The organism is Fulvivirga aurantia (assembly GCF_009711475.1).
Classification (GTDB): domain Bacteria; phylum Bacteroidota; class Bacteroidia; order Cytophagales; family Cyclobacteriaceae; genus Fulvivirga; species Fulvivirga aurantia.
Genome location: NZ_SMMD01000821.1, coordinates 1 through 9,518 on the forward strand (window position 1 = coordinate 1; position 9,518 = coordinate 9,518).

Consider the following 9,518-nt stretch of genomic DNA (forward strand, 5'->3'; position numbering starts at 1 on the left):
TCCCATAGACCAAGGAATCAAGGATTAAAAATAGGAGTCCTTAATACCGGAAAACACAACGCTATTACCGATGTGCGAGGAGTATCTGTGGGGCACACTACTATTATAGATGGCAATGATATTCGCACAGGCGTAACAGCTATTTTACCACATGGAGGAAATATCTTTCAGCAAAAGGTGCCTGCCGCCATCTATATCGGAAATGGCTTTGGCAAGCTAGCCGGTTATAGCCAGGTACAAGAATTGGGAAATATTGAAACACCAATAGTCTTAACAAACACTTTAAGTGTGCCCAAAGCTATGGATGCGTTAATTTCTTATACCTTGCAACAGCCAGAAAACACAGAGGTGAGGTCGGTAAATGCTGTCGTTGGAGAAACAAACGATGGTTGGCTTAATGATATCAGAGGTAGACATGTCCAGGAAAAGCATGTAATAGAAGCCATTAAAAACGCCAAAACAGGTGATGTTGATGAAGGGAATGTGGGTGCGGGTACCGGTACAATAAGTTTTGGTTATAAAGGTGGTATTGGCACTTCCTCTCGGGTGTTGCCAGAGAAGGCTGGAGGTTATACTGTAGGGGTTTTAGTACAAGCCAACTTTGGTGGGGTTTTGCAAATTGATGGCGTACCTGTGGCCAAATTGCTAGACAGGCTGCCCTCGTATAGCAAGTATGAAGCTGATGGCTCTTGCATGATGGTAATTGCCACGGATGCACCACTTGAAGCTCGCAACCTTGAGCGTCTAGCTAAAAGAGCGATGCTTGGTCTCGCTAAAACCGGTGGTTATGCCTCCAACGGTAGTGGAGATTATGTTATTGCTTTTTCTACAGCCACAGAAAATTTTATACCTTATGAGACTGACGAGATAGTACAAAGCAAAGCTGTTTTAACAAACGAAGCCATGTCACCTCTATTTCTTGCCACTGTAGAGGCAACAGAAGAAGCTATAATTAATGCATTATTTGCTGCAGAAACCATGACCGGACGTGACGGTCACACCATAGAGGCAATTCCTAAAGAAAAAATCTTTGAAATTTTAAAGGCCTATAAAAGAATTGATGAGTAATTGAACCAACGCAAAAGTGTCCACGACTTACTAAAAAAAGATCATGGACACTCTTAGATTGGTTTTTACTTTACTGGTTTTCTTATTAAAGATTAGCTCACTTTTCTCACTGCCTTTAGAAAAGCTGCTTCTTTTTTTATCCTAATTACTGCTAGGTACTGCAATATGCTGACCTAGGAAAATGGCATTTAAGAATAAGCGATTAGTTCCATACCACGAGCCTCGGAAGTTAGGATTATCTGCAAATAATACCACTCGACCCTTACCCACCGGACTCACCACCAGTGAAGCTGAAGGCTTAAGAAAAGTATTAAGATTTTTACTGGTTATAAATCCATCTATGTGTGGATCATCGGTATATCTGGCTACAGTAGCATACCTATTTTTACTCGGTGCAAGCCAAACATTGCTATTGCGATATACCGGTAGCTTATTTCTTTTGTAGCCAAACCCCAATGGATGGGTAATGTCTAAATCAACTTCAAAAATGGCTCCTCCTACACTTTCTTTCCCTATGTTTTCTCGAGCGGTTACATAAGGTAATCGGCCAACCTCTTTATCCTCATCTTTCTTTTCTTCCTCAATCAGCTTTTCTTTCACCAGCTTATTTTTCACAGCCCAAGAAGTGGCTGTCCTACTGGTAATCAACGTATTTCCACTGCTCACCCACTGCCTTATTTTTTCTACATCATTAGAGTCAAGTTGACTATACCTGCCGGAAACCATCACCATTGTGTTGTACTTACTCCAATCGATGCCATTGAAATTACGCATAGGTATTTTTGTGATGGGCATGCCTACTCGCGTATCCAATAAGTGCCATACTTCGCCAGCTTCATAAGAAGAGACTCCGTCCTCAATTAACATCAACGCTTTTGGCTTTTCGAGAGGGTTTACATAACCACTACCCAAATCAATACCAGAAGTGCTATAACCGGAAGAAACTGAGTGTACGGCCACTTTATTTTCTTTTGAAAATTGCTTTACCAGAGTAAACAAAGAATCTGAAGAAATGCGCTGACGACTCACAGGCACAACTAATGAGCCATAATCAAAGCTTTTGCCCTTTTCACCCACCTTAATAGAAAATGGTTTGAATGCTGACAACACATTGGCACCAGAACGTTGTAAATCGTATAAAAATGCGGGTGCATTGTAATCATCCCAACTTATGACATAAGCATAGTTTGTTTTTTCGACCTCAGGTATATCAATTTGCAAATCGTCCATAGATACTTGCTCTCCGCTTGGTACGCTGCCCTTCACTGCCGCATAAGGCAAATTATAAAAATTGACTAGTGACCATGCCGATGCATCATAAAAAACACTATCTGCAAACTCTTCGTAAGTTTCGAACATGGTTTGTACCATCCGGTATTGTGGCTGTGCTGTCGGCACCACATAGGCAGAATTAGTTTCAAATCTCTTACCTGACTCCGTCACCTGCTTATTGAGACGGTAAACCTTAATTTCGTGTAGCAAGAGTTTTTCTACGAAAGCGTTGGTTCTGTTTTTATCAAAACTATCGCCAAACACATAGGCATCGATATCACTTTTTTCAGCCGTTTCTACTGCTGATTTAAAAAACCGTTTCTGATAGTCGTACAATAAAGATTTATTTTCAACTGCGGCCTTAACAGTGGCTAAACTCGATGTCAGCTGATTTCTTATGGTAAAGGCGAATGTGATTTCACCTGTTGGTGTTTCTTGTTTGTGACCTCTTGAACTTGCCTGCTCAAATAAGATGCCCAGCCCCCCTTGCAAATCAGGATAAGATGAACCATAGCCAGGGTAAGTACCATCAAATACTTCTTTTGTGAAGTAGAAAGAGCCGATTTTGTCCATTTCCTCCACATAATATGCGGCAAACTTATCGTTCAATGTGGTGTAGTTTTCTTCAGGCATAATGGGGTCTTTAGAGCCAATCGGCTTCATAGGCTCGAAGAAATAGGTGCTGTTTGTGCCCATTTCATGAAAATCTGTAACCACGTTGGGGTACCACTGATGATACCATTTGAGTTTACCTCTACTTTCAGGATGTATAGCCAGCAACCAATCTCTGTTTAGGTCAAACCAATAGTGGTTAGTCCTGCCGCTTGGCCAGCTTTCATTGTGCTCAGCATCGTCAGGGTCTGCTACCATAGGCTCACCTTTGTACATATTAGCCCATTGGGTATGCCTATCTCTCCCATCAGGATTAATGGTAGGGTCTATAAATACTACAGCCTCTTGCCGATACTTTTTAGCAGCTTCACTTTCGGAGGCGGTTAAGATGTAAGCGGTAAGTAGAGCGGCCTCAGAACTAGAGGGCTCGTTTCCGTGTACGTTATAACCCAAATTTATTAATACAGGCACATCTGCCGACATTTCATTACTAGATGGGTCAACCATCTGAAGGTGAGCCTCTCTCAACGACTCCAGATTACTGATATGTTCTGGAGTAGAAACTGTAAACATTACCAAAGGCCTATGTTCGTAGGTTTTCCCATATTCGCTAAGTTGTGCACGGTCAGATAGCTCAGCCAGTTTGTTTAAATAAGCTACAATTTGATCGTGCCTTGTATGGTGAGTACCTATCGGATAACCCAAAAACTCTTCCGGGGTCGGTATGTCTTCGATAAAAGGACCTTTATCTTTCAAAAAATAGTCTTGGGCTGATAAACTTCCACTAATAATTAAAAGTGCGAGGCAGAGAATCTGTTTCATATACATGTGATTGTTTAAGCCTCAAATTATAAAAAGAAATATGGCTATCAAGCACATTTTTACAAAAGGTAAAAACAAAGCCCCCGACACGCAGGGGCCAAATGGATAAGTGAGTAACCTGTTAAAATAATCTGCACCTAATCCACTTAAGTTTTGAGTTGCTGTAGTAAATACAGTAGTAAGGTTGATATACTATACGGCAAAAGAAACTTAATGGTGATGATAAGCAGGCATTTGTATTTCAACTACCATTATTTGGAGTGAAGAAGCTTAGGGATTATAAAATTTATGTTTCTTATTAAGCGTAACAAGCCTTTCTCAATTAAAAGAAATTGTTATTTTTGACGACTATGAAATACTTACTACCATTTGCCCTAATTGTCTTACTAGCGAGCTGCCAACAACGTAACTACCCAGCCGGAAAAGAGCCTAAATCTATTATCATTCCAAGTGAAATGATGGTAACAAAGCTCATGATGGATGGTGATGAAAAAACCGAAGAATTAGGTAGAGTTAGGCTGACAGACAAACAATGGAGTGAGTATGACAGAGAAGGCAATGTAATTGGTGTTGCAGAAATTGTATCTATCAATAACAGAACCATTGAAGTAAAATGGACTTTGGCAGAAAATGGCGCAGAGGTAGGTGAAAATACTTTTTACGATTACCACATACTCACTGACAAAGTGATTTTTACTATCTGGCATAAAAACACGCAGAAAGGGTATTTTGAAGCTTCACTTAACGAAGATTAAAGATTAGCTCAGGCGGCCTGAAAAAGACTCTACATCAAATTTCACATCATCTTCCCCTATTTGATCAAATGGGTTTTCAAGGTGCTCCTGAATATTATCCAGGCTTACCAAAATAAAGCTAAAGATCACAGGCATAAAATATTCCAGCCCATGAGAGTACTCCTGGGCTGAATACATAAAATAAGGCCCATATATGATCGGAAAGCTATAAATGAACACTTTGCTATAGGCTCTAAGCGTAACGGGTGTTCTGTATTGCCTGATGACTTTTATATTTTCTATATCGATAATTACCTTACTGAGGTATTGATTGATTCTGGAAACCTCCCCGGAAGGCAGCTCGAGATGCCTAAAACCCTGTAAGTGTGAGGACAGTGATTTTACAGAATCGTCCAGTGTCTTTTCAGATTTTAACATCGACTTCTGATTAATGATACAATAGTGCTGTAAGGCAGAATAAACATCCAAAAGAAGCTCTTTTCCTTTTTCTGCATACGCATGAGTGTCTGTTTCCACCCATTGTTGAGAAGCCAAATGAATGGCCGTGAGATGGGCCTTAAAATCACTTAATAGCATAAGAGTGCGCTCCCTACGTTTATAAGCACTATCGATAGAAAAGACCACCGGAAACACGATTGCTATACCAATTATGGTGAGTGGAAAGTTGGCCTGTAATACAAAATAATTGCATAACCAGGTCGACAAAACCGCCAGCGTGGTAACTATAAAAGTTTTATAGTTGATAATCAGAAAAATGCTTTTAGCTACTTTCATAAACCATCGATCTGGACCTCACATAATAAAGCGATTATTTAGCTATAATCAAAATGCAAATAATATGATTATATTACTATTTATTTTACTTTTTATTAATTAGATTTATATTTCTAAACCAAAAATCATGAATAGTATATTTTTAATTGGAATGCCTGGGGGCTGGGAAATGATTATTGTCCTGTTATTTGCAGTAGTGCCTGCTATACTTTGGTTGGTAGCACTGATTGATTTAGCCAAAAGTCATTTTACAGATAGTATCAATAAACTGGTTTGGGCTTTGATTATAATTTTTGTGCCATTTATTGGTTCAATCATTTACCTGGTCATGAAGCCAAAACATAGTTCTAAGGCCTAGCCAACCTTCCCCTATGTACTTACGTAAACCAACTTCAGTAATCAATTATGTGGTTTATGAATTATTTAAGTGCATTTTCAGTCATATTTCTCATGACAGTACAGATTTCCTGTGGTCAGGAAAATAGCCTAAAACAAAGAGACGTGGGTGGGCCATGTGAGGGTTGTGAGGCATTACTCGAATATGAAGACAAGCACTTAAACTCAGTCGATACTCTTCCTCTTTTTGAACAATCATCCGAACAAATAAAACTAACAGGTACGATTTACCAACCAGACGGTAAAACACCCGCTTCTGATGTGATCATGTATATCTATCAAACCAATGAGGCTGGTATCTACCCCAAAAAAGGCAACGAAACCAATTGGGCAAGTAGGCACGGGTACATCAGAGGTTGGATAAAAACAGATAAATCGGGCAAATACACCTTTTACACTTTCCGCCCGGCCTCATACCCAAACACTACTGTGGCACAGCACATACACGTAACTGTGAAAGAACCGGATACCAACGCCTATTATATAGACGAATACCAATTTGAAGATGATCCTAACTACTCGGCCAGAAATAAAACGGCACAGCGAGGTGGAAATGGTTTGGTTGCCTTAAAAAAACAGGAAGGACTGCTAATCGCTGAACGAGATATTATTTTAGGTAAGAATATACCTAACTACTAAAATAAAATATCGGCATACTCACCATTGCAAAAGGATTTACAAGATAGTTTACCTTTAAGCGCATCTGGTTTAAACATAGATTTACCTAATAACATACGCACACACTCCTGTATACCTTCTGTGATAGATGGGTGTGGATGTACACACTCAGCCAGCTCCTCTATCCCTTTGTCCATACTTATAAGCAACGCCACAGCCTGAATTGCACTAGATGCATGATTTCCCACTACTCGCATTCCGAGTATTTTCATATGAGCATCATCCGTTACTAAGAGTTTTATAAACCCTTGCGTATTTCTCTTTGCAATGGCCCTGGGTATACACGAGTAGTCAAGCGTAACCACCTTATAGGCCACTTTTCTTTCACGGGCTTGTATTTCATTTAAGCCCACCCCGGCCACCTCAGGGTTTAAAAACATAATGGTAGAAATGTTTTCATAAACCAACTTACGTTTAGGCTCACCAAACATCTTTTCTACTGCATACCTACCTTCTAATTCACCCACATTTACCAATGCAATATCAGCTGTGATATCACCCACCGCATAAATGTTGGGCACACTTGTTTGTGTATCTGTATCTTCAATACCACGATTGGTCAAAGCAACATCTACCGCACCTTCATCCCACAGATTTTCATAATTTGGTACTCTACCGACAGAAACCAATGCTTTTTCTACATGGTATATTTTCTTTGAGCCATCATTATACTCCAATTCATACTCAACTTGTCCATCAATAATATCCATTCTAATGAGGCGTGAGTTTCTATGAATATGTACACCATTATTTTCCATATTCCTTTCGATCACACTCACCACATCGTCATCTTCAAACGGCAAAATTCTATCTCCTTTATCGATCAGATTGACTTTGGTTTTACCGAAACCTGAAAAAATTGTTGCAAACTCGCAGCCAATGACCCCGGCACCCAGTATTACCATGCTTTCAGGAAAGTCATCCATTTGCTCGATACCGTCACTGGTAAGTATGATTTTTTCGTCTATAGGAATATTGGGTAGTTTTCTTGGCCTACTACCCGTAGCCAATACGATATAGTCGGTGTAAACTATATCCTTCTCCCCTGCTGAGGTTATTTCAATTTCATGCTCAGACAACAACTTGGCGCATCCAGATCTATATTCAAGAAGCTCAGCAAAATTAGATTGCTCAAGGAGCTCCATATGATCATACAGTAGAGCCTTTCGTTCTTCTACCGCTCTACCTACTTCTGCCTTTATTTCCTGAAAGTTTACCTCTGGTGTCTCAAGGTTGAAGCGCTTTAAATGGCGATTGAGTGTAGATGTCTCCCGCGATATTTCCCACCAGGTTTTTGATGACAATGCGCCATTGGTAACACCTGCCCCTCCGACACGCTTCTTCTCTATTAATAATACTTTCTTTTTAAAATCAACTGCACGCATGGCCGCTGCATATCCCGAAGGACCAGCCCCAATAACGACAAGATCGTACTTTTTCATAGTTTAAAGCCTATAGTTATCTTTTAAATATAGTGATTTATTATTCCAAATCTTACATAGATGGAAAAATCAAAAAAAATTACTACATTACGAGATTGCGCCTTAAAAAATGGAGAAAAAGAATTTGTTTTTTAACCTTTCTATAAAATTTCAAAACAGCTATTTCATAGCTGGTTGTGCGTGTGTTTTTACTGTGGCAATGTATAGTCTACTTTATCTGATCATGCCCTACGAATCGTACTACACAGGTTTGGCAATGGCTATCATCATCTCACTTATCGTAGGTTACGGATTGGGCTATCTGGTTATGGTTTTTAATAAAGAAATGAAACGCCAAATTGCGATAAATCGCGCCAATGATGAGGCCAAAGAACAACTCATTTACGTATTGAGTCATGACATAAAAGGGCCGCTGTATAATATCAACCATTTATTGGGGATGGCTAAGGGAAACCAGCTCACAGAAGATGAGATGGCGCAGTTATGTGGCCAACTTCAGAAAGACACTTCAAAAACAATCAACCTGACTAAAAATTTAGTACACTGGATTGAATCTCAAAAAGAATCTAATAAACCGAGTTATGACTTACATAGCGTAAACGAATTAGTAAATGAAACTTGTGAGTTATATGAATCTGCAGCAAGCAGTAAGCATGTAGAAATGCTAGTGAAAAATCCATCAGAAATTAAAATAGAAACGGATGCTGAGATGTTTAAGATCGTGCTTCGCAACTTAATTTCTAATGCTTTAAAATACTCTACGGAGGGTGAAAAAATAGAAATAGACTACCATACAGATGGTAAAAAACTCATTGTAGCTGTAAAAGACACAGGCACTGGCATGAACCAGCAAAAACTATCAGAAGTATTGTCTGAAGATCAACTAACACAAAGTACGCCTGGCACTGCACATGAGAAAGGTACCGGTATTGGTTTGCAATTGAGCATCAATATCACAAAAAAGCTCAATGGTAAGCTATGGGCAGAAAGTCATGAGCACAAAGGCTCAACGTTTTATTTCTCTCTGCCCATAAGTAATATTAACCACACATCGCCAAAGCACTAAGCTTAGACTTGAGCTTCAATCTTATTTCATCAATGCTATCAAAAAGTTGCTCGTAAGAGTCGATGATAAAGTATCTGTCCTGAAAGGTATCTTTTCTGTAAGGCGTATCTAGTATCTGATCCACATCATACTCAAAATGATCAGGCTGATCGCTCAAACAAAATTTAGACTCACCGGCAGAGCTTAATATACCTGCTCCATATATTCTCAAGTTTCCGTTTTCTCTTATCAAACCAAACTCTACAGTAAACCAGTAAACTCGAGAGAGTAAATCAATGGCAACAGGATCATCTGCGTACTCATGCCCTATTTGACTCAATGCCTGTAAAAAGTTTGTAAAAGGACGATTTGTGAGCAATGGAACGTGCGCAAATACATCATGAAACATATCAGGCTCTTCTAAATAGTCTAGTTCGCTCATTTTTCTCAACCATGTAGTGGCTGGAAATTTCTTGTTAGACATTAATTCAAAAAACAGGTTATCGTCAACAATGCCTTCCACTGCCACGAGCTCCCATCCCGTCATCCATTCTAAAATACTATTTGTTACTTTAAAGTCGGGGATACGGTCTGAGGTGAAGTTTGTCTCTTTTAATCCTTTCAAAAAGTCTTTTGTGGCAGCTTCGGGCAAAT

The 9,518-nt window shown here is 39.5% G+C and carries 9 protein-coding genes; 5 read left to right on the top strand and 4 right to left on the bottom strand.

Annotated features, from left to right (window positions below):
* Positions 1-1,068, top strand: a 1,068-nt coding sequence (locus tag E1176_RS11520; RefSeq protein WP_155210762.1) for a DmpA family aminopeptidase, incomplete at its 5' end; no start/stop codon positions are given.
* 141 nt (positions 1,069-1,209) lie between these two features.
* Here the strand turns inward: E1176_RS11520 and E1176_RS11525 are convergent.
* Positions 1,210-3,774 (bottom strand): M14 family metallopeptidase, encoded by a 2,565-nt coding sequence (locus E1176_RS11525; protein ID WP_155210763.1) that lies wholly within the window; start codon positions 3,772-3,774, stop codon positions 1,210-1,212.
* Between the two features lie 350 nt (positions 3,775-4,124).
* Here E1176_RS11525 and E1176_RS11530 point away from each other — a divergent pair, with 350 nt between their 5' ends.
* On the top strand, positions 4,125-4,529 hold the full coding sequence (locus E1176_RS11530; protein ID WP_155210764.1) for a hypothetical protein: 405 nt from the start codon (positions 4,125-4,127) through the stop codon (positions 4,527-4,529).
* A gap of 3 nt (positions 4,530-4,532) precedes the next feature.
* Here E1176_RS11530 and E1176_RS11535 read toward each other — a convergent pair whose 3' ends face one another.
* Entirely contained in the window at positions 4,533-5,303 is a 771-nt protein-coding gene (locus tag E1176_RS11535) for a hypothetical protein (RefSeq protein ID WP_155210765.1), read from the bottom strand.
* A 127-nt stretch (positions 5,304-5,430) separates the two neighbouring features.
* On the opposite strand from E1176_RS11535, the gene E1176_RS11540 reads away from it, so the two are divergent.
* Positions 5,431-5,661 carry a PLDc N-terminal domain-containing protein gene (locus tag E1176_RS11540; protein WP_246206006.1) on the top strand — a complete coding sequence of 77 codons (231 nt, stop codon included), beginning with the start codon at positions 5,431-5,433 and terminating at the stop codon, positions 5,659-5,661.
* Positions 5,662-5,753: 92 nt separating this feature from the next.
* Complete coding sequence (locus E1176_RS11545) at positions 5,754-6,338, top strand: dioxygenase family protein (protein ID WP_246206007.1); 585 nt, start codon at positions 5,754-5,756, stop codon at positions 6,336-6,338.
* Here the strand turns inward: E1176_RS11545 and E1176_RS11550 are convergent.
* Positions 6,335-7,819, bottom strand: coding sequence for a dihydrolipoyl dehydrogenase family protein (locus E1176_RS11550; RefSeq protein ID WP_155210767.1), 1,485 nt, complete (start codon positions 7,817-7,819; stop codon positions 6,335-6,337). The two genes, E1176_RS11545 and E1176_RS11550, sit on opposite strands and share 4 nt — an antisense overlap.
* A 109-nt stretch (positions 7,820-7,928) precedes the next feature.
* Between E1176_RS11550 and E1176_RS11555 the strand changes: the two genes are divergently transcribed.
* On the top strand, positions 7,929-8,885 hold the full coding sequence (locus E1176_RS11555; protein ID WP_155210768.1) for a sensor histidine kinase: 957 nt from the start codon (positions 7,929-7,931) through the stop codon (positions 8,883-8,885).
* Here E1176_RS11555 and E1176_RS11560 read toward each other — a convergent pair.
* Positions 8,860-9,518: phenylalanine-4-hydroxylase (locus tag E1176_RS11560; protein WP_155210769.1), on the bottom strand; the 659-nt coding region annotated here is incomplete at its 5' end. The two genes, E1176_RS11555 and E1176_RS11560, sit on opposite strands and share 26 nt — an antisense overlap.